Here is a 24,142-nt window from a genome sequence, read left to right as displayed (position 1 = left end):
TCAGTAGCCGGCCGAAGCGGTGGACTGGATCCCGCCAACGATGCTCGCCGCGCCGAACAGGATGAAGCAGCCCAGGATCACCACCGCGCCATAACGCCAGTTCATCCGGCCGGTCAGCATCATGAAGCCGACAGCAGCCACCGCGATAACGGCCGCCACGGTCGCAACCGTGCCCAGCAACGTACCCTGCAGCCATTGCAAAGCACCAACGATCGGGCCGGAACCGGCAGGATCGCCATAGCCGGTCTGGGCAAACAGGGACGTGGGAGCCAGGGACATCAGGGAGAGCCATAAGCGAACAGATGCGCCAACCCCATAGAATGCGCGAAACATGCAAAAACCCCCGATTCCTACCTTGCAAACCGCTATGTCCGCAACGCGGCCCGGCTGCAAATAATATCAACACTCGTGGACTGACGGGATGCCTCAAGGGACAAAGCCCAAGGACTGGACATAGGCATAGCCATAATTTGTGCATTCCGCCATGTTGGCGGTAACCAGATGATCTGTATCGCTTGCCCGGAAGCAGCGATGCAGTTCGGTCAGACCCGCTGCGTTCGAGGCGGCCGAATAGCCGAGAATGCCCTCCACCGTCTGTCCTTCGCAGTTGCTGGAGGCGGTGACAAAATGATTGCCCCCAGCCGCATCGTAGCAGCGATAGAGGGCGTAGCGCCCTGAACCCCCCGAAGTATAAAGATAGAAGGTAGGACCGGCTGCATCCATGCCGGCATTATGCCCCTCCAAAAAGCCGAGCGTATAAAAATGGCCGCGGCTTGGCTCGAAAAAGGTAAAAACCGGCCGCTTTGTTGCATCAGCCTTCGCTACAAATACAACAGAACGGTTGTCCGCCTTGTCATAGAGATAAATGGTGGTGGTGGTTGCTGCAGGCCCTCTATCCGACACCGCGCCTACCAGCCGGCCCAGCTCGTCGTAGCCATAGGTGAGAGTTTCGGCGCGCGCGACACTCGCGCAGAGCGATAGAGCAGCCAATGCCGCAACCGATGCAAGAAAATGACGCATAAACCCCCGGAGTCTTGACTGGTCTGCAAGACTAATCAGCCCAATTTCTCGACTATCCCCGTCCATGTCAATGGTTTTCTAAAATCTGGAAGGCATCTTGGTATATATAATTAGAAATGCTCATGAACTTAGCAAAAGAAGTGGAAGACAAAAAGCCATTTTCTGTCCTGCTTCGCGGTATAGGCATGATATCGGTCATCTACCCAAATAAATGTCTTTTTATGTGTCGACTAAGTTGAAATGGGATGGATGAATATTGCAAAAATATGACATTTTTATTGCAAGAATCATTCCCAACGCTTTCCATATCCATGCGATATGCCAGAAGGCATAAAGCGTTAAATCACACCATTGAGGATAAATCCGAAGAATCGTGCGATTTAACCAAGAATATATTGATAAAATTGAACATTTTTATCAAAAAGATCATTTTTTATTTTCTTATTAGATGGCAGAATCGCTCCTATGCTGCCAACGAAGAAATATTTCCTGTTGCGCACGAAAATATCGACTGGCATCGTTGCAAGGAAATGTCCCGACACGCGTTGGGAATCGCCTATCGGGGGACTCTGACATGTTAGGCCTGTTGTTGATGGCCGCTCAGGCGGTGGCGACCGCTCCTGCGCCCATTCCATGCAAGATCATCAGCGAGAAACAGGCGGAAGAATCGTTGCTGTTCGGCGTCTGCGGCAAAAGAGCTGTGAGGTTGGGGGTCGCCACCCGCTACGAGACGATGGCGCATGTCGGGACCGGGGTTGCCGTGGCGATGATCGAGAAGGATGGCGAGCAGCGGGTTCTTGTCGTTCGCCCAGGCGCTGATGGTCGTGCCTTTCTGGAGGATGTGACCGGCGACCTCGCCAAGAAAGGCGGACGCTCTGCGCAAGCGGGGCTGGCCGGGCTTGCAATCGACCTGTCGCGTTTCGCCGACGAGGGGCTCATCGCGGTTGCCGCTACGGATAAGGGGGGCGAGGCGCGGGCGTCCGCGAGCGCGAGACTGTCGATCGTGGCGATGATCGCCGACGAGGCGCTTCGGCAAGCCTTGCCGCCGGAGGAATCGCGGGTGGTTGATGTAGTGGCTGAGGACAAAGGGTCGGAAGCACAATGAGCAGGATCGGGGGGAAAAACATGCTGGTCCGGCTTTGGGTCATTATCCTGGCGACCTTCGTCATGGCAGGTTCGGTCGCCGCTTATGCGCAGGATGGCGCGCCCCCGCCGCCGACACGACCGAGCATCGACGATAAATCGGTCGACCTTGCCACCGGAACGCTGGTGACCAGCGTCACCGATATCTCGATCGGCCCGAACGATCATCATGGGCTACAATATGTTCGCCAATGGGTATCCTCGCAGTGGCGGCAGGCGATCATTCCGGTGATAAGTGGCAGCACAAATTCTCCGATCGTTACCTTTAACGGGCGCGCATATAGCTTTACGTGGAGCAGCACATCGTCGTCCTATGTCGCGGACGACGTGGACGGCTCCTCTCTGAGCAGCGATCGGCAAATATTCACAACCGGATATGGCGTTGTAGTCGCTTTCACGAGCGTGGGGGGGTTGTACGATATGGCATCCAACTTAGGGAGGGCAACATCGGTTACCTTCCCTGATGGAACGGTGAGGAATTTTCATTATCAGGAAGAGACCTACCGCTTGATCACCGACGCCGAAGACGTCGATGTAGCGCGATTGTCCTCCATTACGACATCGACCGGCTATCAATTCAAGTTCGGACATCATCGTGACATTATCTCACACGAGAGCGATGCGCCATTTTGGGCTGCTGTCGCAAAGGTGACGGCGATCAACAATGCCGTGGAGTATTGCGCCCCTTCTGCTGGAAGCTGCACATTATCCAATCCGTGGCCACACGCAGATTACGGCAATAGCATTGGCTTGATTTCGTCGGCGACTGACCCGGAAGGGCGGGTGACGTCCTATTCCTATGCGAATCGAAGATTGTCAGCGATCAAAATCCCAAACGCCTCTGCCAATACCGTTGAGATCACCTATAATGGCACTACCAGTAAGGTGGCGACGGTGAAGCAGGCGGGCCAGACGTGGAGTTACAGCTATGGGACGGGCAGCACGACAGTCACGGATCCGCTGAGCCATGTGCGCTCGATTAGCTTCAATGCGAGCAGCTTGTTGAAGACATCCGAGACGAACGAGAATGGCTATACGACCAACTTCGAATATTGCACGGTCGATGACGCGACCTGCCGGATCAACCTTCTCAAGAAGGTGACGATGCCGGAGAGCAATTCGGCCAGCTATGAATATGATACGCGCGGCAATGTCACGAAGACGGTGCTGACGCCCAAATCCGGTTCGGGCAATCCGGCCTTCGCGGCCTATCAGGCGACCTTTCCTTCGAGCTGTAGCAACCAGAAGACCTGCAACCAGCCGACAACCACCACGGATCAGGCAGGACAGGTCTCAAATTACGAATATGACGACAGCTCGGGCATGGTGAGCAAGGTCACCGCGCCCGCGCCTGCGGCTGGTCAAGCGCGTCCTGAGAGCCGCACGACCTTCGTCAACTTGCAGGCCTGGGTGAAGGATGCCTCGGGCGCGCTGGTGCCAGGATCGGCCGTGACGCGTTATCCCCTGACCATCTCGACCTGCGCAACCGGCAGCGCGCCGTCATGTGTGGGTACGGCCGCCGAAACGGTCGTCGAATATGCCTATCAAGGCGGGCCAACCACAGGGGCCAACATGCTGGTGGTTTGGCGTAAGGTCCGATCCGGCAATAATGATCCCGGCCAACTTCAGACGGTCAATTTCGGTTATGACGATATCGGAAACGTCACGAGCCAGACCGACGGCCTCGGCAACGCCATGCAGATGCGCTACAACAAGGCCCGCCAGATCGAGAGCCGCTGGACGCCCGATCCGGATGGAGCGGGCTCGAGGCGCCCGCGGATCGAGTTGATCCACTATGGCGCCTATGGCTTGCCGGATTCTGTCACGTTCGGTACGGTTGATTACAACGGTACTAATTTCGCCGCGTTGCAATATTATTTCCCCTATTATGACGGCTATGGCCGGAAGATTTACGATCGCATTCACGCGAACAATGTTGATTATGCGCTGACCCAAACCAGCTACGATGCGCTGGGCCGCGTGGATTGCGTTGCACAGCGCATGAACCCTGCCAATTATGGTGCGCAATATGGATCAGGCTCTCCCGCCTCGGCCTGCACGCACAGCAGTGCGGGCAGCAATGGCCAGGACCGGATCACCAAATATATATGGGAATGGGCCGGCGCGCTCGATCGGACGATCAGCGGCTATGGCACGCCAGCACAGCGGGACGACGCGCATTATCAGCGCAACCTGAACGGCTCTGTGATCCGTGCGGTGGACGGCAAGGGCAATGTGACCTCCTATGAATATGACGGTCACGACCGGCTGCTGCGGACCTGCTTCAACGCGACGACCTGCAACAGCGGGGCAGCGGACAAGTTCCTCTACACCTATGGCACGAGCGGCAATGACACCGGGCGGATCATCCGCAAGGGGCTGCGCGGGCATTCGGAAGCGGTCTATACCGAATATAGCTATGATGCGCTGGGTCGGGTCACCAACACCAATTATCCGGGCGACGGCTTCTTCGATCAGGATGTGAGCTACAGCTACGACAATTTCGGACGGATGACCCGGGCGCTGGACGCCAACACCCATTATGTCTCCTACAGCTATGATGCGCTGGGTCGGGTGACGAGCCAGGGCGACCAGGCCCAGTCCCTCACCATGCAATATGATGCTGCGGGACGGCGCACGCGGCTGACGTGGAACGACGGCTTCTATGTGACCTATGAATATGATCTCACTGGCGCGCTGAGATATATACGCGAGAATGGCAGTGCAGCCTTGGCCACATTTGGTTACGGCGACTGGGGCCAGCGTACCTCGATCACGCTCGGCAATGGCGCCAGGACCAACTATGGTTATACCGGCCCGAACCTGACGGATTTCAATATCTACCCCTCCAGCACGAACACGAGCTACGATCAGAAGATCGATCTTCAATATAATGCGGCCGGACAGATCACGACGCGGATCAGTTCCAACGACAGCTATGCCTGGAATGGGGCAGTCAACACGACGCGCGTCTATCAGACCAACGCGCTCAACCAATATAGCCAGGTCGGGTCGATCACGCCCAGCTATGACGTCAAGGGCAATCTGAGCAAGGCGGGCGGCGACACCTTCGCCTATAATGTCAACAATGCGCTGGTGACGTCGAGCAACGGCACGCAACTCTATCAGGACCCCGTGGGCCGGATGAAGCTGGTGGGCAACGGCACGACCTGGCGGGCATTCGAATATGACGGCCCGCATGTCGTGAGCGAGCGCCGATCGAGCGACCAGGCGATCCAGCATCGCTACGTCTTCGGACCGGATGACGACCAACCGCTGGTGTGGTACGACTACGCATCAGGCAGCCTGGTCAAGAAGTTCCTGTCGGCCGACGAGCGCGGTTCGATTGTGGCGGTGACCAACAGCAGCGGTGGGGTCATGAAGATCAACAGCTATGACGAGTTCGGCATCCCGGCCAGCGGCAACATGGGCATGTTCCAATATACCGGCCAAGCCTGGATACCCGAACTGGGCATGTACAACTACAAGAGCCGCATCTACTCGCCTACCCTCGGCCGGTTCCTCCAGACCGATCCCATCGGATACCAGGACGGCATCAACTGGTATAATTATGTCGGGGGGGATCCGGTTAACGCGCGTGACCCTAGTGGATTAGAAGGTGCATCTACTGATGGATTTGCCATGCAGTATAGCGGCTGGATTTTTGTCACCGGTAAGCTTACTCAATTTGACTTAGGGTTCATGAAAGATTACTTGTCTGAGTTTAAAGATGGTCCAGCAGATGATAATAAGGGTGCGCAGCAAACGGGGCCGTTGCCGCAAAGTGACATAACCGTCACGGCCAGTTGTCGTGGAACGTGCCCGGATCAGAAGTATATCCTTGGCGATGGCGTATACACCCGCAACTTCAACTATGTTGATCCAGCGCCATGGCTGAACCTAGAAAACTATGTATCCATTGAGGTCACGGCGGCATTAACTGCTACTGGCGGTGGAATGGCGGTAGGTTCGCTGGAAGGCGTTGCCTTGTCTGACATTATAAGGACTGGGCCAACCGTCGTTTCAAATCAGTTGCTGGAGGGGCCTGGCGCTGTCGGCGCTGGAGTGCGATGGGGTATAAAAGGGGGTGGTGGCCCATTCGGATGGAAATATCACGTCGGGTCATGGAATTGGTATAAGCCATGGATTTGGTTCAAAAACACTCCGATCATAAAGCCATGAGCAAGAAATATGTAAAGCTGGCTGCGTCCGATATAAAGGGCCTCGGCAATATCGGATTATCGTCTATAATCGTCGAAGTTTCGGATACAGGGGTCGTGAATAGAGAAGTCGGTATCGGCGTGTCAGGGGACATTTTATATATTTTTCCTGGAAAGGGAAGATTTGGTAGTTACGGCTTATTTGACAATGTAACTTTCCAGTTTGATGAATTGTCTAATGATATGACATCCGTTGACTTTGATGCTGTATTCGATCGTGGCCAGCAGATATTGTAATGCCCATGCAATGTTTAACTTCTTGCCATGATTTCGCTTCACATGGCGGTGAAATGTCGCAAAGTGGGCAGTGCATTGTGGTCACGGCGGATTGCCGTGGAACATGCCCCGACAAGAAATATTACTTGGGCGATGACCGATAAAACTTTAATCCCAACTACGTTGATCCTGCGGCGTGGCTGAACCTGGAGAATTATGTGTCCGCCGAGGTCACGGCGGCATTGGCTGCTACTGGCGTAGGGGCTTTGCCATCCCTTGCAGAAAGGATGGCTCTCAGCCGAACATTCGGGGTCACAAGTAGCCGCTTTGGCAACAACTTCTATCGAGGAGGGGCTGGTCAGGGTTATTGGAACTACGGCTCTACGCAACTTGGCTGGTCCTTCAACGCTAGAGCATAATCCGATCTAATTGAATCGAGGGTCTTTCCTTAGACTGGAAAATCTGATTCATCATGTCAGCTGGACGAGGAGGCCAGCCTGGCATGACGAAGTCCATCTCAGAGGATTTGCGTTCGCGGGTGATTTCGGCGGTCGATGGCGGTTTGTCACGGCGCGCGGCAGCCGAGCGTTTTGGAGTTGCGGCGGCGAGCGCGGTTCGCTGGGTTCGCGAATGGCGAGAGACCGGATCGACACGGGCGAAGCCCCAGGGCGGCGACAAGGGTCGTGTCCCATGGGGTGGTGTAGGAAGGTCGATCTACGGCAGGATCGGGTTCAGGTCAGGCGGCCAGTGCTGGCAAGCTGACAATAGGATTATGGCTCACCGAGCCGAGCGTTTCCAGCGTCATGTATCGGCGCGATACGGCCCACTCATCATTTTGCTCCAGCATAAGCGCTCCGACGAGACGAACCACAGCGGCATCATTTGGAAAGATACCGATCACGTCGGACCTTCGCTTGATCTCCTTGTTGACCCTTTCCAGCGGGTTGGTGGACGCGATCTGCGCCCAGTGATCCTTGGGGAAGGCCATGTAGGCGAGCACGTCTTCGCGTGATGCGTCCATCATGTCGGCCAGCTTTGGAAACTTCTCGCGCAGGGCATCGGCAACCTGCTCCCACTGCTGGTGCGCCGCCTCGCCGGTTTCCTGCGCGAAGATGGTCTTGATCATGGCAATGACAGCGGGTCGTTGTTTCGGCGCGGCATGGGCGAACGCGCCTCGCATCCAGTGCACCCGGCAGCGCTGCTGGGTCGCGGAAAATACCTTGCTGGCGGCAGCGCGCAGCCCTTTGTGATCGTCGGCGATGACCAACTTCACACCGCGCAAGCCTCGATCGGCCAGAGAGCGCAGGAAGGCTTTCCAGAAAGGTTCGGCTTCTGACGGGCCGGTGGCCACGCCTAGAACCTCGCGTCGGCCATCGGTGTTGACGCCCACCGCGATTATCGCCGCCGTCGAGACAATCCGTCCGCCCTCGCGCACTTTGAGGTAGGTGGCGTCGATCCATAGATATGGCCACTCGCCTTCAATGGGTCGCGTGAGGAAAGCGTTCACCCGCTCGTCGATCTCGGCAACCAAACGGCTGACCTGGCTCTTTGAAACACCGCTGGCGCCCATCGCCTTGACCAGATCGTCGACCGAACGGGTCGAAACGCCGTGGACGTAGGCTTCCTGGATCACTGCCGCCAAGGCCTTCTCGGCAGTGCGGCGTGGCTCCAGGAAGCTTGGGAAGTAACTGCCTTTGCGCAGCTTCGGGATCGCCAGATCAATCCGGCCAGCTCGCGTATCCCAACCCCGCTCGCGGTAGCCGTTGCGGTGGTTCAGCCGCTCCGGGCTGCGTGATCCGCAAGGCACGCCCGTTCTCGCCTCGATCTCCAGATCCATCATGCGCTCTGCGGCGAAAGCCAGCATCTCACGCACCAAATCGCTATCAGCCCCTTGCTCAATCAGCTCGGCAAGGGCCATTCTGTCGTCGGTCATCGTCTTCTTCTCCAGGTTCGAGTTCGCATCCGAACCCTAACAGAAGATCGACGGTGGCCACCCTCTCAGGGAAACCTTCCTACACCACCCCGTGGGACACGACCACAATTTGCAGTATGATGCAAATCGCGGGCTGCAACTCGTAAGTTCGACAGCGTGGAGTGATCTGGCAATCGGCTCATACGGTCTTGGCCATCAGATCCTGCGCCTGTCCCGGCCCTTGCTGGGCAGGCGTGTCGCATTGAACCGCCGCTGCGGCGAGTGAGACAATGGCTCACAGGTTCTGGGGTCTAGCGAGACGCAACGGAGTCGAGATTTTTTGTCAACGGGCGCGCTTACGGTGTGACTTGGGTGTGGGCTGATGGCATTCTTCCTATGGTAATAATGTAGTAATATCAGATTCTTATCGGATATGCTCGGACCTCGACGGTGGATCAGGTTGCGGGTCTGGAGGCGCAGGAAGCGGCGCTTCGTGCAACCGGGTGCAGCAAGATCGTGAAGGAGCAGGCGTCATCGGTCGGGCAGCGCGACGGCCTAGCTGCGGTGCTGGACTTCGTGCGCGAGGGCGACACGCTGGTCATATCCCGGCTTGATCGCCTTGCCCGGTCCACGGCGGACCTGCTGGGCATTGTCGCGGCGCTGGAGGCCAAGCAGGTGGGCCTGCGCATCCTGGACTTTGGCGGAACGGAGATGGACACGCGCAGTCCCACGGGTCGGATGCTGCTGACCATGTTCGCGGCAGTCGCCGAGTTCGAGCGGGCAATCATGCTGGAACGCCCGCGCGCGGGCGTGGCGCGGCCCGATACCGAAGGGCATAAGCGCCTAAAATTCCTGCATGAGCTGGTCGTTCAATGCCTGCTGTCAAAATCAGCCACTGCCGGCGGTTATGGGGCAATGCCCTTGATTGTTCGACCAGAGTGGGATGTACACGATTGGCTTGAGCATCGGCAGGCGCCTGGTTTTTTGCTGATCCATATCATCTCAGAAGGAAATAATCCTTTCATTGTGAGCTATGGCCTTCTAAGCGATTGCCATGCCCTTGCCAGTCTCCCCATTTCAAAGCCGATTTACGCGCCAGCAAGTCTGCGAGGCTGTCGGCCTCGACAGCGAACTCCTTACCTATTGGGTCAAGGAGGGTCTTCTCCTTGTGGAGAGCGGAGGGGCTGGACGAGGCAATCCGCGCCTTTTTGGATTTCAAGCAATTCACATCGCCGCTGTGATGAAGGAGCTGATGCGCTATGGCGTTCAGACAGCTGGCCTAAAGGCCGTAGCTGAACTTCTCTGGCGCATTGTCGATTTCTGCTCCCAGCATCCGGATATTACCGAAAAAGTCCGTGCGGACGCATCGGCGCTCCGACGCGCGCGCGCAAATTATCCCGCTCGTATGTCCGTCCGTGCGGACGAAATATTTGCGGGTCGGGATTATGACAATTTTGAAGACTGGCTCGAAGCGCATCCCAATATCAGCGAGAAGGCATTCGAAATCGAACCCTGGTTTGAGGAGGCGGCGGACATTGCCTTCGCTCTCTACCACGACCTCTTCACCGATAAGATTTTCAAGGATTTCCATACGCGGTGGATTTTCACCCATGCCGATGGTGAGCTTGTTGCCATTCCCGAAGATATGCAGGGGGAATCTCTCGATGCAGAGAAATTGCCGAGCTACCTCACCGTCAACCTGTCGCGGATCATCAGGCCGATCTGGATGCTCTGAGCGACGCAAGTAAATGCGGGCCGGGTGGATGCGCCAACATCCCCCGACCCTGACCACAATCTACCTGGAAGGACTATTCATGGCTGAAACACCCCATATCATACCAGATGCATCACGACAGCCCGTACAGGAAATGTATGTCTTTGGTGGCCGCGCGCCGATGGCCATTCTTCGCCTGCCGGCGGTTCGGGCGCGCACTGGCCTCAGCCGCGCTACCATCTACCGCAAAATGCAAGCCTGCGAATTTCCTAAACCCCACCAACTAAGCCAGCGGGCGGTTGGCTGGCTCGAATCCGACATCAACGCATGGATCGCCAACTGCATCGCGCGAGGCCTCAATGACCGCTGAAATCGGGGGCATTAACGGGGGCATCCATGCTAACGGCTATAAACAATATGTATGTAATACAGTATGTTGCCTACAATTTGTAAATTCCCTCCCGCTCCGCCATTGGCCGCCGATTACACGCTATACTACGCTACAGCCCGATACCTTGAGAAAGGCGACAGCAGCTTACGACCCCATTTCTGGCGTTAGCTGCCTAAAAGCCAAGGCGTGAAAGTAGGCCTTACGGGCCTCCACCGCAACTATGCGCTCGCGGTACGTGCAGACCCCGACGAACTAGTCACTTCCGACACGCGCTCCAACACAGAACGAGCTTTATGGTTCAGCAGGGCTGCCTGGCTGGTCTTTGGCTCCCAACCCCCTGAAGATGAGTGCTATTATCCTCGCCGCCTGAGCATCACTCCCCGAGTGGGATGGAATTTGCCAAAGCACTCCAAGAAGCAGCAAAACATCGTCGGCATTTGCACCGCGATCAATTGCACCCGCGGCCTGACATGCAGCTATGAGTGAACGCACCGCCGACACCATCTGCTGATAGGCCTCGCGCGCATCATCCTCCGAGGTGGCCCCTTGCAGAAGTTTTGCCACTCCGCGCTTCATCGCACTGGAATCGGCTAGCTGGGCACACCATAGACGGAACGCCTCAAGCGGAGGATGCTCTTGCAGAAGCGTCGATGCGAGAGCCGCAACGGCGCTGATCTCCTTGCGATAAATGGCCAAGGCCAACGCCTCCCGCGTTGGGAAGTGGCGATAGAGCGTGCCTTGCCCAACTCCGGCTGCCCTGCTGATAGCGCTGAGCGGCGTTTCGGGATCGGCGGTTAGCGCCTCCCGCGCCACCGCAAGTATGCGATCACGATTGACGCGGGCGTCTGCTCGCAATCCATCCTCTTCTACAGCCATATCGCCTCTTGACTAAACGGACAATTGTCCGATACGCAATGGCAAGCGGACAGTTGTCCGAATATAGCGCGTGCGGAGATGGACATGCAATATGCTAAGCTCGGCCGGACGGGCCTTGATATTTCGCCGATCTGTGTTGGCTGCATGGGGTTCGGGGACCCGTTGCGAGGCTACCCTTCTTGGTCGCTCGACGAGGAAGCAAGTCGACGCCTCATTCGCCACGCACTTGAGGCGGGAATCAATTTCTTCGACACCGCCAATTTATACTCAAATGGTTCCAGCGAGGATATCCTCGGGCGGGCACTGAAGGACTTTGCGTATCGCGAAAACGTTGTGATCGCCACCAAACTCAGCGCACCAATGCGCGACGGACCGAATAGTATAGGGCTATCGCGCAAGGCAATCATGACCGAAGTCGATATGAGCCTCAGGCGCCTGGGCACGGACTATATCGACCTCTACCAAATCCATCGTCGCGATCGGACGACCCCCTGGGAAGAAACGCTGGAGGCCCTGAACGATATCGTCAAGGCCGGCAAGGTCCGATATCTCGGCGCATCGTCCATGATGGCCTGGGAATTCGGCAAAGCGCTCCACCTGCAGACATCCAACGGCTGGGCTCGGTTCGTGTCGATGCAGGATACTTACAATCTGCTGGACCGCGAGGAAGAGCGCGAGATGCATGCCCTTTGCATCGATGAAGGCGTGCAGACCATTCTCTATAGCCCTCTCAACCGTGGCCGGCTGGCCCGACCGTGGGGAGCGATCACTGCAAGGGCGGAAACCGAAGCGGTCTACAAGCTGGGGGCAGCCACTGCCGACAGCGACAAGCTGATTGTCGATGCGGTGGGAGCCATTGCGGAAGAACGGGGCGTCTGCCGGTCAATGATTGCGCTGGCCTGGTTGCGTCGCAATCCCGTAATGGCAGCTCCGATCGTGGGTGCGCTGAAAGCTGAGCATATTGACGACGCTGTGGCCTCCCTGTCGATCAGCCTTACCGACGAGGAGGCAGCAAGGCTGGAGGCACCCTATACGCCGCGGCTCGACCATCAGGGCATGTCGGACCCGGCCATGCTGCGTCGCGCGGCTGAAACAGCCACAGGACACAGCATCAGCCGTCTCCCGGTCCGTGAACCGAGCAAGGCGACATGAACCTCGCTCGTTCTGGCCACCTACATGTCCATCTTCGAGTGCTGGTCTGCTTTCTGCATTGCACCGCCTGAAGCCGGCCTTCCGCTATCCATCCCATTGCCGCCGATTCTACGCTACAGCCCGATATATCTTGAGAGCCGAGAGCCGCGACGGCAGCTTCCGACCCCATTGCGGCTTATGAAGACGCGCGGAGTGCCTTCATAAGTTGCCGCAGATTCAAGCGCTCATCATCCGAAGCTGGTTGAACGCGAAAGCTCCTCCCACGCGCCGATTTCGACCCGCATCCCGTCGAGTTTCTGCTCGACAAGTCCAAGTGCATCATCGCCCAGGAACAGCCGCACCGGCGGATTTTCGGCATCGACCAGCGCGAGCAACGCCTGCGCAGCCTTAGCTGGATCGCCTGGTTGGTTGCCGCTCTTGGCCTGTCGTGCGGCGCGGATCGGGTCCATGACCGCGTCATAGTCGGCAATGCTGCGCGGTGTGCGATTCATCGAGCGTCCGGCCCAGTCCGTGCGGAATTGGCCGGGAGCGAGCGCCGTCACCCGAATTCCAAAGCTCGCCACTTCCTTGCCGAGCGCTTCGGAGATGCCTTCGAGCGCGAATTTGCTTCCGCAATAGAAGGTGATGCCGGGCATGGTGATGAAGCCGCCCATGGACGTGACGTTGACGATATGGCCCCGCCGCCGCTCGCGCATGCCTGGCAGCACCGCCTTGATCATCGCGACGGGCCCGAAGACGTTGGCAGCGAACTGGCGCTGAAGATCGTCCATCGACGATTCCTCCAGCACGCCCTCATGGCCATAACCCGCATTATTCACCAGCACGTCGATCGGACCGCCCTGCCGTTCGGCTTCGGCGATAGCCGCCGGGATCGCTTCGAAATCGGTCACGTCCAGCGTGACCGGGTGAGCGCGATCGGGAGCGAGCGCGGCGAAGGTCTCGGCGTCGCCCTCCCGCCGCACGGTGCCGATCACATGGTGGCCCGCTTCGAGCGCGCCTGAGGCAAATGCTCGTCCGAGGCCGGAACTGACGCCGGTGACGAGGAATGTTTTGGGGGTGGAAGCCATGGTACAACTCCGGGCTATGATTAAAACTATATCATGATATAGATAGAGACATGACACGAAACAAGACCCAGGCAGATCCGACCGCCGCGAGGGGGGAGCCGCTCCGCCAGCGCGTGATGGACGCGGCGGAACGGCTGCTCCGCCGGGGCAAGGCCGATTTCTCGATGCGCGACCTTGCCACCGAAGCCGGGGTCAGTTTCGCGACGCCGTTCAATCAGTTCGGGAGCAAGGCTGCGATCATGCATGCCCTTTCGGGGCGGCGGATCGATACGATGGCCAAGCGCTTTGCCGAGATGTCTCCGCCTGCCGATGCCGCCGGCAGGGTGCTGTTGGCGATCGACACGGCGGTCGAGGTGATGCTGGAGGAGCCGGAAATAAACCGAGCCGTGATGGGGTGGATCGGCACGGCCGGTCCGTCCCCCGGAAAGGTCCTGACGCACTCCACGACCTTATGGTCGCTGGCCCTGGGAGCCGGCGATGGCTTGATCGCGGCAGGCAGGCAGAAGGCGCTGCGCTGTTTGCCGGAACAGCTCGCCTTTGCCTTTCGTGGGGTTCTGTCGTTCTGGACCGCCGGCGAACTGCCGGATGAGGCGCTTGCCTCGAATGCGCGAGAGATTGCGAAGACGTTGCTCTTCGGATTTGCTGAACGGCCGCTATTCTGCGATTCCGCCTCCTAAGCCGCCGTTCGGGAATCCACCCTGTTGCTGCCAGTCAGGTGTCGACTCCGTTTGAGCCATTTGTTCGTAGCTTTATTCAGGAGGGTTATGGAGGGCTATAGCGTAGACGTAGTTCTCCGTTTCGTCGCTCTCGGCCCGCCATTTTCACATCCCCTACCTGCTGACGTAAAACGTATCGCTTACATCAGACGGACGGCATCCCTGCCGTGCCTCCTCACCCTTCCTCCAGCGCGGCGCTGGCTTCCATCCAGACTTCTTCGGCCGTTTCCAGCATCTTCTCCAGCTCGGCGCGCTTCACCATGAGTTCGCTGGTCGTCATCTTCGCTTCCGCGCCGGTCGCGGTCTTGGGATCGAACAGCGCCTTGTCGATGCGGCTGCGCTCGGTGGACAGGGCGGTCATTTCGCGCTCCGCCTTGTTGAGCGCGTTCTTGAGCGTCTTCTGCTTTTCGCGCCATTCGGCCGCGGCGCGCTTGTCGGCCTTGCGGTCGACCTTGGGCGCATCGCCGCCGCCATTGCCGTTACCGTCCGCCTTGCGCAGGATGATGTCGGTATAATCGTCCAGGCTGCCGTCGAACGGCTGGGCGGTGCCGTTGTCGACCAGCACCAGACGATCGGCGACCAGTTCGATCATGTGGCGGTCGTGGGAGACGATCACCACCGCGCCGCTATAGTCGTTGAGCGCCTGGACCAGCGCCTCGCGGCTGTCGACGTCGAGATGGTTGGTCGGTTCGTCCAGGATCAACATGTGCGGCGCGTCGCGGGTGATGAGCGCCAGCGCCAGACGGGCGCGCTCGCCGCCCGACATGGAGCCGACCTTCTGCGTGGCGCGCTCGCCGGAGAAGCCGAAACGGCCGAGCTGGGCGCGCACCGCGCCGGGGGTCGCGCCCTTCATGACGCGGGTCATATGCTCCAGAGGCGTGTCGGTGACGTCCAGTTCCTCCACCTGATATTGGGTGAAATAGCCGACATTCATCTTGGCCGAGCTTTGCACCGCGCCCTCCATCGGGGCGAGTTGCGCGGCGATCAGGCGGGCCAGCGTCGTCTTGCCATTGCCGTTGCGGCCGAGCAGCGCCAGCCGGTCGTCGGGATCGATGCGCAGATTGACGCGGCGCAGGATCGGCGTGTCGGTGTAGCCGACCGCCGCCATGTCCATGGTGATGAGCGGCGGGCGCAGTTCGGCCGGACTGGGGAAGCCGAAATGCAGCGTCGGGTCTTCGATGGCGGCGGCGATGGGCTGCATCCGGGCCAGCGCCTTGGCACGGGACTGGGCCTGCTTCGCGGTCGAAGCGCGGGCGCTGTTGCGGGCGACATAGTCCTGCAACTTCTCCCGCTCCGCCTGCTGCTTGGCGCGGGCGGATTCGAGCTGGGCGAGCCGTTCGGCGCGCTGCCGCTCGAACGCGTCATAGCCGCCGGGATAGAGCGTCACCTTCCCGCCCTCCAGATGGAGGATATAGTCGACCACATTGTTGAGCAGGTCGCGCTCATGGCTGATGACGACCACGGTGCCGCGATAGGCTTTCAGGAAATTTTCCAGCCAGAGCGTCGCTTCGAGGTCGAGATGGTTCGACGGTTCGTCGAGCAGCAGCAGGTCGGGATTGGAAAAGAGCAGCGCGGCGAGCGCCACGCGCATCTTCCAGCCGCCCGAATAGCTGTCGAGCGGGCGGCCCTGCATTTCCTCGTCAAAGCCGAGGCCGACGAGGATGCGGGCGGCGCGGGCCGGGGCGGTATAGGCGTCGATCGTCGTCAGCCGCTCATAGATATGGCCGAGGCGATCGGGGTCATGGGTATGCTCCGCCTCCGCCATGAGTTCGGCGCGTTCCTTGTCGGCGGCGAGCACGGTGTCGAAGGGGGTCGCGGTGCCGGAGGGCGCTTCCTGCGCGATATAGCCCAGGCGCGTGTCGCGGGGCATGTCGCACGACCCCTCATCCGGGTCGAGCTGGCCGATCATCACCTTCATCAGCGTGGACTTGCCCGCGCCGTTGCGGCCGATAAGGCCCACACGGCTGCGCGGCGGCAGCGCGGCAGCGGCGCGATCAAGGATGGTGCGGCCGCCCAGGCGCACGGTGATACCGTTCAGGTTAAGCATGGGCGCGCCTGTAGCAGAGGTGCGCGGGGTGGTGAAGACGCTCAAGACAGCGTTTTGCAAACGTGGCGCGGCGTTGCAAAGTACACAGTGTCGTGGCCGACGCAAAAGCGTGGGGACAGACGGGTGGCGTGGATTTCGCAATAGGAGAATTTTTGCGAAATGGCGCGCGCCGGGGTGTGACATGGCGCGGGACGCGAAGGGCGGACGGTGGGAAAGAACCGAGGGGATTATGGCATGGGAGTGGGGGTGTAGGACAGGGGGGAGTGGCCGATTATTGCCATTCCCCCCACGTCAAGCCGGGCTTGACCCGGCATCCCGCTTCTTTCTCAAGCAAAAAGCTGGACCCCGGATCAAGTCCGGGGTGACGAGAGAAAAATGGCTGAAAATGGCCGTTTCCCGCCAGCCTGCTTCTGAAGCTACAACTTCAGGAAGCGGACTTTCGCAGCAAATTGTCGGTACGCAACGCGGGGAACATGGCACGGATTCTGCGGAAGGCCTTCCGCAGGGGGGAGAGCAGCGGCGCCAGGCGTTATGCCACCTTCCTCCGGTCAACGCCGCCAGTATCCGTGGCTGCGGTGTGGACTATCGAGACTATGGTGCCGGGATGACCCCCCTGGGTCTCGACGGTAGCATCCATCTGATTGGCCAGTGCCTCGACGATACTGGTGCCCAGACCCGGTTTCGCGTCGGCCAGCGACTTGGGGGTGCCAACGCCATCGTCACTGATCGATAGTTTCCAGTCCTGCCCGCGCGAATGATAATCGACCAGGATCTTGCCGCTGCGATCGCCGGGGAAGGCGTGTTTGAGCGCATTGATCACAAGCTCGGTGACGATCAGTCCCAGACTGACCGAAATGTCCGCGTTCACGCTACTGTCGTCGGCAGTCACTTCAAGCGACAGTTGATCATGATCGCGGATCATCGATGCGCCCAGGCTCTGACAAAGCTGGGTGAAATAGGTGCGCAGTTCCACATCGCCCAATCGCGATGCCGCAAGCTGCTGCTGGAGGGTGGCGATAGACATGACCCGGTGGTGCGCATCATGGAGATGGCCGCGGGTCTCTTCCGATTGCACCCGCCGCGCGCTCTGCATGAGCACGCTGGCAATGATTTGCAGGCTGTTGGCGACGCGATGCTGGATTTCCTGGAGCAGTATCGCCTTTTCGCGCAGCAGGTCATCCTTTAGCTTTTCGCTGATCCGTGCCTGGGTGACGTCGGAAATGGTCAGGAGCAGGCGGACCTGTTCGGCATCGCCATATTCAAGCTTCTGTGCGTTGAGGACGAGGCGGCGCGGTACGGCATCGCCCCTGAGTTCCATCTCATAGGCTTCGATCTTTGCATGACCGGAGAGGGTTGCCGCGAGCAAGGATCGAAGCTGCGGCACATCCCACTCGCGCGCTCTTAGCTGGAATAGCGGCCGTCCGGCCACATTCTGCGGATCGAGGGCGAAAGTGCGGTAGAAGGACGTGCTGGCGGCGATCACGGACAGATCACCATCAAGCAGCAGCGCGGGCGCGGTGGAGGAAGCAAGGATAGCCAGCGCCAGATTGTGCGCAATGTCGGTATGGCTCGTTCGGTTCACGATATGCCCCCTTCCGGGGAAGCCGGGAGCTTGCGGGGATGAAAGCCGGTCCGGGTAGCGGCGACATACTGCTCCCCGGTCGGGAACATGGACTCGCATCCGCTCCGTAGCATGGATAACGCCGAGACCCGGCGTCTATTCGATCAAGGGCGGATATTTCGGTTCGGAGCGCCCGCTGAGGGGAACGGATCGAGCAAGCTCCCCTGGGTGAACGAATGTCAGGTGTCGAACGCAATTGCCTGACTGCTAAATGGCGACAATTGGCGCATCCCGACAGCCCCCACCCCAACCCCTCCCCTGAAGGGGAGGGACTTTTAGGGCGTGCCCTTCGCCTTCACCTCCGCGTAGAGCGTGAACTGCCCGTGCAGCCCGCCCACGCTTGACTGCCCGACCCAGAGGTCAAACAAGCCCGGTTCGGCGATGCGCTGGTTGCGGGAGCCGACGAACTCCAGGTCCACGCGCGACAGGGAGAAGCGGACGGTTTTGCTTTCGCCCGGTTCCAGCGTGACGCGCGCCATGCGCTTGAGTTCCCGGATCGGGCGGGTGCGGCTGGCTACCCTGTCCCGCGTGTAGAGCTGGACGACTTCGCTGCCCCTGCGGCGGCCCTTGTTGGTGACGCGCGCCGACACCACGATCGCCGCGTCCCAGCGCATGGCGGTGTCGGACAATTTCAACTGGTCGAGCGCGAAATCGGTGTAGCCGAGGCCATGGCCGAAGGGGAACCTTGCACTATTGTCGGTGGTGGCGTAGCGCGCCTTATATTCGGTGCTGCCGCTGTCCAGCACCGGACGACCGGTCGACTTGCGGTCATAATAGAAAGGCTCCTGCCCGCTTTCCCAGGGGAAGCTGACGGGCAATTTGCCGGACGGGTCGGCCCGGCCCAGCACGATGTCGGCGATGGCGTGGCCCGCCTCGCTCCCCAGGAACCAGGTGGCGAGGACCGCGCCGGCATTGGCGACGCCGTCATGCAAGGCGAGCGCGCGACCGTGGCGCAGGAGGACGGCGACGGGCTTTCCGGTGGCGACCACGGCGTCGGCCAGCGCCTGCTGCGCGGCGGGGATTTCGATGACGGTGCGCGATTGCGCTTCGCCCGACATGGCCTGCGATTCGCCGATGGCGAGCAGGACGATATCCGCGGCCCTGGCCGCCGCCACGGCTTGCGCGATGCCGCCGTCGATGGGGCCGCTGATGTCGCTGCCGCGCGTGATGCTGAGCTTTGTCGCGTCGGGCAGCGCGGCGCGCAGGCCGGTGGCGATGTCGACGCCCTTGTCCGGGTCGCCGTAAAAGGCCCAGGGGCCGTAGAGATTGCGCGTATCCTCGGCGAAGGGACCGATGAGGGCGATCTTCTGGCCCTTGGCCGGGTCGATCGGCAGGACGCCGTCATTCTTGAGCAGCACCATCGATCGGGTGGCGGCTTCACGGGCGAGGGCGCGGTGGGCGGGGGTGAAGATGCGGGTCTTTTCCGCTTCCTCGCTGAGGGAACGGTACGGGTTGTCGAACAGGCCGATCGCCGCCTTCACATAGAGGATGCGGCGAACCGCGACGTCGACCGTCGCCATCGGCACCGCGCCACTCTTCACCAGATCGGGCAGGTAGCGGATATAGAGGCCGCTCTGCATCGACATGTCGACCCCGGCGAGTATGGCGAGGCGGGCGGCGTCGCGATCATCCTCGGCAAAGCCGTGGGCGACCAGTTCCTCATCGGCGGTGTAGTCGGAAAAGACGAAGCCGCGAAAATGCATCTCGCCGCGCAGCAGGTCGGTCAGCAGGTCGCGGTCGGCGGTGGCGGGGACGCCGTTAATCTCGTTGAAGGCCGCCATGGTGGTGAGCGCGCCGGCGGCGAAGGCCGCGCCGAAGGGGGGCAGATGGGTTTCGCGCAGCGTCTCCTCGCTGATGTCGACATTGCCATATTCGAGGCCCGCGGCGACCGCGCCATAGGCGGCGAAATGCTTGGGGCAGGCGAGCAGGGCATCGTCGCGGCGCAGGTCGCGGCCCTGAAAGCCGCGCACGCGGGCGGCGGAGAGCAGGCTGGTGAGGACGACATCCTCCCCCGCCCCTTCGACCACGCGGCCCCAGCGCTGGTCGCGCGCGACATCGACCATCGGCGCGAAGGTGAGGTGCAGGCCGGCGGCGGTGGCTTCGATGGCTTGCGCCCGCGCGGTGCGCTCCACCAGGGCGGGATCGAAGCAGGAGGCTTCGCCCAGCGGCACGGGGAAGATGGTCTTGAGGCCGTGGATGACGTCTCCGGCGAAGAGGAGCGGGATGCCGAGGCGGCTGTCCTTGACCGCGATTTCCTGTGCGCGGCGGCCGCCCGCGACGCCGATGCCGTTGAACAGGCAGCCGACCCGGCCCTTGCGCACTTCGTCGGACAGGCGCTTTTCATCCTGGATGCCGACCTGTGGATTGGGCGGGTTGAAGGGACGGAAACTGTCGGCGAGGCAGGTCATCTGCCCGGCCTTCTCCTCGATCGTCATCTTCGCGATCAGGGCGTCGACGCGCGCCACATCGGCCTGCGCCAGCGCGACGCGCGGCAGGTTCAGCGCCAGAACGCCGCCCAGCGTGCGGATCAGGAGGTCGCGACGGTCAAGGGTCATGCAGGGGAAGGGATAGCCTGGAAGGGGTGAACGGAACGTGTCCGGTCAACGCGCGCCCATCCATTTGGTTGCGATACGCCGGGATACGGCCGGCGCCCTGCCCTGTCAGGCCTGCGCAAACAGCTTCGTGCCCGCGACGCCGATCACGATCATCGCCATGAAGCCGGCCTGCACCGGATTCACCCGGTCGCCGAACAGGATCATGCCGCCGATGATGACGCCGACAGCGCCCAGGCCCGTCCAGATCGCATAGGCGGTGCCCGCTGGAATATCCCGCATCGCCAGCGCCAGCAGAGCCATATTGAGGAAGCTCAGGGCAATCGGCACAACCGACGCCTGCCAGCTACCCAGGGTCGCCGCCCATTTGAGGCTTAACGCCCAGCAGATTTCAGTGAATATGGCAATGCCAAGGATAAGCCACGCCATGACAGCGCTCCCTTTCGTCTCTCAACGGGCTCGGAAAGGGACGACACGTAAGCCGGAAACCCGAAAAGAGGCGGCGCGTCGAGGGGGGGGCGATGGTGGACGCACTAGGGCTCGAACCTAGGACCCGCTGATTAAGAGTCAGCTGCTCTACCAACTGAGCTATGCGTCCACACCGGCCTGTGCCTATCCCGTCGGGACAGGGCGCATCGGACCAGATGCGATGGTGGACAGGGTTGGGTTCGAACCAACGTAGGGGAAACCCCGGCAGATTTACAGTCTGCTGCCTTTAACCACTCGGCCACCTGTCCAGTGCCCTACGCGACGGGAAATTTGCATTCCCCGACACGTTGGAGGCGGCTCAATGGCGAAAGGAGGCTTGCCTGTCAATGGGGTGATGTGAAAAGAGCGCAAACATGAAAAAAGGTCATCGCTCCGCCAAGCCCAAGGGCGCCTTCCCGCGCTTCTACGGGCGTCACGCCGTCACCGCGGCGCTCGCCAACCCCAACCGCGTCGTGCGCAAGATATGGGGCACGCGCGAAGCGCTGGCCGCACTCGACCTGCCGCCGGTGCTGCCGATCGTCTATGCCGACGTGGCGGACATGGGCCGGATGGTCCCGTCCGACGCGCCGCACCAGGGCATCGTCGCCGAAGTCGAACCGCTGGACGATGTCTGGCTGGGCGAGATTCTGGAGGAAGGACAGGACGACAAGCGGCCGATCCTGGTGCTGGACCAGGTGACGGACCCGCATAATGTCGGCGCTATCCTGCGCTCCGCCGCCGCGTTCGACGCGCTGTGCATCGTGACGCAGGACCGGCACGCGCCACCCGAATCGGGCGTGCTGGCGCGCGCGGCGTCGGGCGCGCTGGAAATCATGCCCTGGGTGCGGGTCGTGAACCTGGCCCGTGCGCTCGATGAGATCGCGGAAGCAGGCTATTGGCGCATCGGCCTGGACGGCGACGCCGACACCCATCTGGGCGAGGCGATCGGCGAATCGCGGGTGGCCTTGGTCCTGGGGGCCGAAGGCGAGGGATTGCGCCACAACAGCATGGCGCATTGCGACATTATCGCTAAGCTGCCGATCAGTCCGCGCATGGAGAGCCTGAACGTCTCCAACGCCGCGGCCATCGCCCTCTACGCCGCGACCAACCGGTGACGGCCGGGGCAAGGAGAGTTTCGCCGATGAATCGCCTGTATCGCAGCCTGGGGGCGCTGGCCGGCCTGCTGGCCCTGTCCGCCTGCCTGGTGACGCCGGGCAAGTTCGAATCCAGCCTGGACATCCGCGCCGACCGGCACTTCACCTTCGCCTATAAGGGCGAGATATTGGCGCTGGACCTGAACAAGGATGCGTTGAGCGGCCTTCCCTCCGACGGGGATGACGACACGCCCAAGGAGGGCGAACCGGAAGCCGGCCCCACCATGTTGCAGATCGCGGCGCGGGACGAGGATTTCAGCGACAAGGATGCGACCGGCGGCGACACGGAGATGCAGGCGATCGCGACGGCACTGACCAAGGAGAAGGGGTTCCGCTCCGCCCGCTATGCCGGCAACCACAAGTTCGAGATCGACTATGCGATCAGCGGCACGCTGGACCACACCTTCCTCTTCCCCTTCAACATCGACGCGCAGATCCTGATCCCCTTCGTCGCGGCGGAATTGCGGGGCGAGGACCGGGTGCGGGTGAAAGCGCCGGGCTTCGCCAACAGTAGCGACAAGAGCCAGGGGACGGGCGGCCTGGGTGGCGCGAGCGATGCGGCGGCGAAGGCGATGAGCGGCACCTTCACCCTGACCACCGACGCAGAGATCGTCAGCCAGAATCAGGAAGAGGGTGCGGTGTCGACGCCCCAGGGCAAACGGATCGTCTGGACCATCACGCCGCTGACCAGCGACGCACCCGCCGCCACGTTGCGGGTGAAGAACTGATCCGGCTCAGCCAGAGCGGGCGTCACGGTGAATCGTCATTGCGAGCCGGGAGGTGGTCCCGCCCCCCTTCAAAAACCCCTCAATCTTCCGGCGCGATGGTGACGCGCAGGCCGTCGAGCGCGTCGTTGATGACGAGCTGACAGGACAGGCGGCTGGCATCGTTGCGATGATCCGAACTGTCGAGCAGGTCATTCTCATCCTCGCTCATCGCGGGCAGGATGTCGGCGAAGGCGGGATCGACATAGACATGGCAGGTCGCGCAGGAACAGCAACCGCCGCACAGAGCCAGAAGTTCGTCGAAACCATTGTCGCGGATGACTTCCATCACCGACAGGCCATTGCCGCCATCGACAGCCTGTTCCTCACCCGCACGGTTGACCACTATCAGTTTCGCCATCTATCCCATCCCATCGAATTTTCTCCGCCGCTCTGACCGACAGGCGCCGGGAAATCAAGGGCTGGACGGAAACACATATGGTCACGACCGCAAATCAATTACGCACCAGCCTGGACGTCATCGCCGCGCAGGAGCCGGGCTTCGTCGCGGCGATCGGACGGGTGGGCTATCCCCCGCCACGGGTGCGCGAACCGGGTTATGAGACATTGCTGCGCACCATCGTGGGGCAGCAGGTGAGCGTGGCGGCTGCGGCTGCGGTATGGCGCAAGCTGGAAGCGGAGCTGGGCACTGGCTGCGCGCCGCAAGCGCTGCTGGAGCGCGATTTCGACAGTTTGCGCGCCTGTGGCCTGTCCCGCCAGAAGCAGGGCTATGCCCGCAGCCTGGCCGAACTGGTGGTGTCGGGCGCGCTCGACCTGCTCGCCCTGCCCCAGGATGACGAGGAAGCCATCGCTGAACTGGTGCGGATCAAGGGGATCGGCCGCTGGTCGGCGGAAATATACCTGCTCTTCGCCGAGGGGCGGCCCGATATCTGGCCGGCCGGCGACCTGGCCGTGCAGATCGAGATCGGCCGCATATTGGGCCTCCCCGAACGGCCGAGCGAGAAGCTGACCCGCAACCTGGCCGAAGCCTGGCGCCCGCATCGCAGCGCCGCCGCGATCATGGCCTGGCACCATTATAACAGCGGCACCGACATGCTGAAGACTTGATATTATGGCTTTGATATCTGGCAGTATCGCAATTACCAGAA

The 24,142-nt window shown here is 60.7% G+C and carries 20 protein-coding genes, 2 tRNA genes and 2 pseudogenes; 12 read left to right on the top strand and 12 right to left on the bottom strand.

Going from position 1 to position 24,142, the window contains the following annotated elements; all coding sequences use genetic code 11:
• On the bottom strand, positions 1-333 hold the full coding sequence (locus MOK15_RS15490) for a TrbC/VirB2 family protein (RefSeq protein ID WP_278254139.1): 333 nt from the start codon (positions 331-333) through the stop codon (positions 1-3).
• Between the two features lie 93 nt (positions 334-426).
• Positions 427-1,020, bottom strand: a complete 594-nt coding sequence (locus MOK15_RS15485; protein WP_242932425.1) for a hypothetical protein — start codon at positions 1,018-1,020, stop codon at positions 427-429.
• 574 nt (positions 1,021-1,594) lie between these two features.
• Between MOK15_RS15485 and MOK15_RS15480 the strand changes: the two genes are divergently transcribed.
• The 4 genes and pseudogenes from MOK15_RS15480 to MOK15_RS15465 all read left to right on the top strand — a co-directional run.
• A complete protein-coding gene (locus MOK15_RS15480; protein ID WP_242932424.1) occupies positions 1,595-2,125 on the top strand; it encodes a hypothetical protein in 531 nt (176 codons plus the stop codon).
• 851 nt (positions 2,126-2,976) lie between these two features.
• Positions 2,977-6,345, top strand: a complete 3,369-nt coding sequence (locus tag MOK15_RS15475; RefSeq protein WP_242932423.1) for an RHS repeat-associated core domain-containing protein — start codon at positions 2,977-2,979, stop codon at positions 6,343-6,345.
• Complete coding sequence (locus MOK15_RS15470; protein WP_242932422.1) at positions 6,342-6,620, top strand: hypothetical protein; 279 nt, start codon at positions 6,342-6,344, stop codon at positions 6,618-6,620. Before MOK15_RS15475 ends, MOK15_RS15470 begins: the two co-directional genes overlap by 4 nt.
• Before the next feature lie 481 nt (positions 6,621-7,101).
• Positions 7,102-7,221: pseudogene (locus tag MOK15_RS15465) on the top strand (IS630 family transposase); the annotation flags it as partial.
• A 114-nt stretch (positions 7,222-7,335) separates the two neighbouring features.
• Here MOK15_RS15465 and MOK15_RS15460 read toward each other — a convergent pair.
• Positions 7,336-8,532, bottom strand: coding sequence for an IS256 family transposase (locus MOK15_RS15460; RefSeq protein WP_242932421.1), 1,197 nt, complete (start codon positions 8,530-8,532; stop codon positions 7,336-7,338).
• 429 nt (positions 8,533-8,961) lie between these two features.
• Here MOK15_RS15460 and MOK15_RS15455 point away from each other — a divergent pair.
• The 3 genes and pseudogenes from MOK15_RS15455 to MOK15_RS15445 all read left to right on the top strand — a co-directional run.
• Positions 8,962-9,285, top strand: a pseudogene (locus MOK15_RS15455) (recombinase family protein); the annotation flags it as partial.
• Positions 9,286-9,565: 280 nt separating this feature from the next.
• Positions 9,566-10,246, top strand: coding sequence for a MerR family transcriptional regulator (locus tag MOK15_RS15450; protein WP_242932420.1), 681 nt, complete (start codon positions 9,566-9,568; stop codon positions 10,244-10,246).
• Between the two features lie 133 nt (positions 10,247-10,379).
• The gene (locus MOK15_RS15445; RefSeq protein WP_347567227.1) at positions 10,380-10,595 is read left to right on the top strand and encodes an AlpA family transcriptional regulator; all 216 of its coding nucleotides are present in this window, start codon (positions 10,380-10,382) and stop codon (positions 10,593-10,595) included.
• A 312-nt stretch (positions 10,596-10,907) separates the two neighbouring features.
• Here the strand turns inward: MOK15_RS15445 and MOK15_RS15440 are convergent, their stop codons facing one another.
• On the bottom strand, positions 10,908-11,492 hold the full coding sequence (locus MOK15_RS15440; RefSeq protein WP_242932419.1) for a TetR/AcrR family transcriptional regulator: 585 nt from the start codon (positions 11,490-11,492) through the stop codon (positions 10,908-10,910).
• Between the two features lie 24 nt (positions 11,493-11,516).
• Between MOK15_RS15440 and MOK15_RS15435 the strand changes: the two genes are divergently transcribed.
• Positions 11,517-12,644 carry an aldo/keto reductase gene (locus MOK15_RS15435; RefSeq protein ID WP_347567210.1) on the top strand — a complete coding sequence of 376 codons (1,128 nt, stop codon included), beginning with the start codon at positions 11,517-11,519 and terminating at the stop codon, positions 12,642-12,644.
• 227 nt (positions 12,645-12,871) lie between these two features.
• On the opposite strand, the gene MOK15_RS15430 is transcribed toward MOK15_RS15435, so the two are convergent.
• Complete coding sequence (locus MOK15_RS15430) at positions 12,872-13,711, bottom strand: oxidoreductase (RefSeq protein WP_242932418.1); 840 nt, start codon at positions 13,709-13,711, stop codon at positions 12,872-12,874.
• A 50-nt stretch (positions 13,712-13,761) separates the two neighbouring features.
• On the opposite strand from MOK15_RS15430, the gene MOK15_RS15425 reads away from it, so the two are divergent.
• On the top strand, positions 13,762-14,388 hold the full coding sequence (locus MOK15_RS15425; protein ID WP_242932417.1) for a TetR/AcrR family transcriptional regulator: 627 nt from the start codon (positions 13,762-13,764) through the stop codon (positions 14,386-14,388).
• A 214-nt stretch (positions 14,389-14,602) separates the two neighbouring features.
• On the opposite strand, the gene MOK15_RS15420 is transcribed toward MOK15_RS15425, so the two are convergent.
• From MOK15_RS15420 to MOK15_RS15395, 6 genes are all read right to left on the bottom strand, one after another.
• Positions 14,603-16,474: an ABC-F family ATP-binding cassette domain-containing protein gene (locus tag MOK15_RS15420; RefSeq protein ID WP_242932783.1), complete on the bottom strand. Its 1,872-nt coding sequence runs from the start codon at positions 16,472-16,474 to the stop codon at positions 14,603-14,605.
• A gap of 529 nt (positions 16,475-17,003) precedes the next feature.
• Entirely contained in the window at positions 17,004-18,056 is a 1,053-nt protein-coding gene (locus MOK15_RS15415) for a PAS domain-containing sensor histidine kinase (RefSeq protein ID WP_242932416.1), read from the bottom strand.
• A gap of 314 nt (positions 18,057-18,370) precedes the next feature.
• Entirely contained in the window at positions 18,371-20,650 is a 2,280-nt protein-coding gene (locus MOK15_RS15410) for a glycoside hydrolase family 3 N-terminal domain-containing protein (protein ID WP_242932415.1), read from the bottom strand.
• A 105-nt stretch (positions 20,651-20,755) separates the two neighbouring features.
• Positions 20,756-21,076 (bottom strand): multidrug efflux SMR transporter, encoded by a 321-nt coding sequence (locus MOK15_RS15405; protein ID WP_242932414.1) that lies wholly within the window; start codon positions 21,074-21,076, stop codon positions 20,756-20,758.
• A 93-nt stretch (positions 21,077-21,169) separates the two neighbouring features.
• Positions 21,170-21,245 (bottom strand) — tRNA-Lys (locus MOK15_RS15400).
• Positions 21,246-21,297: 52 nt separating this feature from the next.
• Positions 21,298-21,384 (bottom strand) — tRNA-Tyr (locus MOK15_RS15395).
• 105 nt (positions 21,385-21,489) lie between these two features.
• On the opposite strand from MOK15_RS15395, the gene rlmB reads away from it, so the two are divergent.
• Both rlmB and MOK15_RS15385 read left to right on the top strand, forming a co-directional pair.
• A complete protein-coding gene (rlmB, locus tag MOK15_RS15390) occupies positions 21,490-22,230 on the top strand; it encodes a 23S rRNA (guanosine(2251)-2'-O)-methyltransferase RlmB (RefSeq protein WP_242932413.1) in 741 nt (246 codons plus the stop codon).
• A 26-nt stretch (positions 22,231-22,256) separates the two neighbouring features.
• Complete coding sequence (locus tag MOK15_RS15385; protein WP_242932412.1) at positions 22,257-22,997, top strand: hypothetical protein; 741 nt, start codon at positions 22,257-22,259, stop codon at positions 22,995-22,997.
• Between the two features lie 79 nt (positions 22,998-23,076).
• Here MOK15_RS15385 and MOK15_RS15380 read toward each other — a convergent pair whose 3' ends face one another.
• Entirely contained in the window at positions 23,077-23,394 is a 318-nt protein-coding gene (locus MOK15_RS15380) for a 2Fe-2S iron-sulfur cluster-binding protein (protein ID WP_242932411.1), read from the bottom strand.
• 77 nt (positions 23,395-23,471) lie between these two features.
• On the opposite strand from MOK15_RS15380, the gene MOK15_RS15375 reads away from it, so the two are divergent.
• Positions 23,472-24,101 carry a DNA-3-methyladenine glycosylase 2 family protein gene (locus tag MOK15_RS15375; RefSeq protein ID WP_242932410.1) on the top strand — a complete coding sequence of 210 codons (630 nt, stop codon included), beginning with the start codon at positions 23,472-23,474 and terminating at the stop codon, positions 24,099-24,101.
• The last annotated feature ends 41 nt before the right edge of the window (positions 24,102-24,142 follow it).

The sequence above is a fragment of the Sphingobium sp. BYY-5 genome (assembly GCF_022758885.1).
Lineage (GTDB): Bacteria > Pseudomonadota > Alphaproteobacteria > Sphingomonadales > Sphingomonadaceae > Sphingobium.
This window is presented reverse-complemented; position numbering and strand designations above follow the sequence as displayed.

Bases quoted from the DNA above. Each gene is read 5' to 3' on its own strand.
- MOK15_RS15490 (WP_278254139.1), bottom strand. From the start codon at position 333: ATGTTTCGCGCATTCTATGGGGTTGGCGCATCTGTTCGCTTATGGCTC.
- MOK15_RS15485 (WP_242932425.1), bottom strand. From the start codon at position 1,020: ATGCGTCATTTTCTTGCATCGGTTGCGGCATTGGCTGCTCTATCGCTC.
- MOK15_RS15480 (WP_242932424.1), top strand. From the start codon at position 1,595: ATGTTAGGCCTGTTGTTGATGGCCGCTCAGGCGGTGGCGACCGCTCCT.
- MOK15_RS15470 (WP_242932422.1), top strand. From the start codon at position 6,342: ATGAGCAAGAAATATGTAAAGCTGGCTGCGTCCGATATAAAGGGCCTC.
- MOK15_RS15460 (WP_242932421.1), bottom strand. From the start codon at position 8,532: ATGACCGACGACAGAATGGCCCTTGCCGAGCTGATTGAGCAAGGGGCT.
- MOK15_RS15450 (WP_242932420.1), top strand. From the start codon at position 9,566: ATGCCCTTGCCAGTCTCCCCATTTCAAAGCCGATTTACGCGCCAGCAA.
- MOK15_RS15445 (WP_347567227.1), top strand. From the start codon at position 10,380: ATGTATGTCTTTGGTGGCCGCGCGCCGATGGCCATTCTTCGCCTGCCG.
- MOK15_RS15440 (WP_242932419.1), bottom strand. From the start codon at position 11,492: ATGGCTGTAGAAGAGGATGGATTGCGAGCAGACGCCCGCGTCAATCGT.
- MOK15_RS15430 (WP_242932418.1), bottom strand. From the start codon at position 13,711: ATGGCTTCCACCCCCAAAACATTCCTCGTCACCGGCGTCAGTTCCGGC.
- MOK15_RS15425 (WP_242932417.1), top strand. From the start codon at position 13,762: ATGACACGAAACAAGACCCAGGCAGATCCGACCGCCGCGAGGGGGGAG.
- MOK15_RS15420 (WP_242932783.1), bottom strand. From the start codon at position 16,474: ATGCTTAACCTGAACGGTATCACCGTGCGCCTGGGCGGCCGCACCATC.
- MOK15_RS15410 (WP_242932415.1), bottom strand. From the start codon at position 20,650: ATGACCCTTGACCGTCGCGACCTCCTGATCCGCACGCTGGGCGGCGTT.
- MOK15_RS15405 (WP_242932414.1), bottom strand. From the start codon at position 21,076: ATGGCGTGGCTTATCCTTGGCATTGCCATATTCACTGAAATCTGCTGG.
- rlmB (WP_242932413.1), top strand. From the start codon at position 21,490: ATGAAAAAAGGTCATCGCTCCGCCAAGCCCAAGGGCGCCTTCCCGCGC.
- MOK15_RS15385 (WP_242932412.1), top strand. From the start codon at position 22,257: ATGAATCGCCTGTATCGCAGCCTGGGGGCGCTGGCCGGCCTGCTGGCC.
- MOK15_RS15380 (WP_242932411.1), bottom strand. From the start codon at position 23,394: ATGGCGAAACTGATAGTGGTCAACCGTGCGGGTGAGGAACAGGCTGTC.
- MOK15_RS15375 (WP_242932410.1), top strand. From the start codon at position 23,472: ATGGTCACGACCGCAAATCAATTACGCACCAGCCTGGACGTCATCGCC.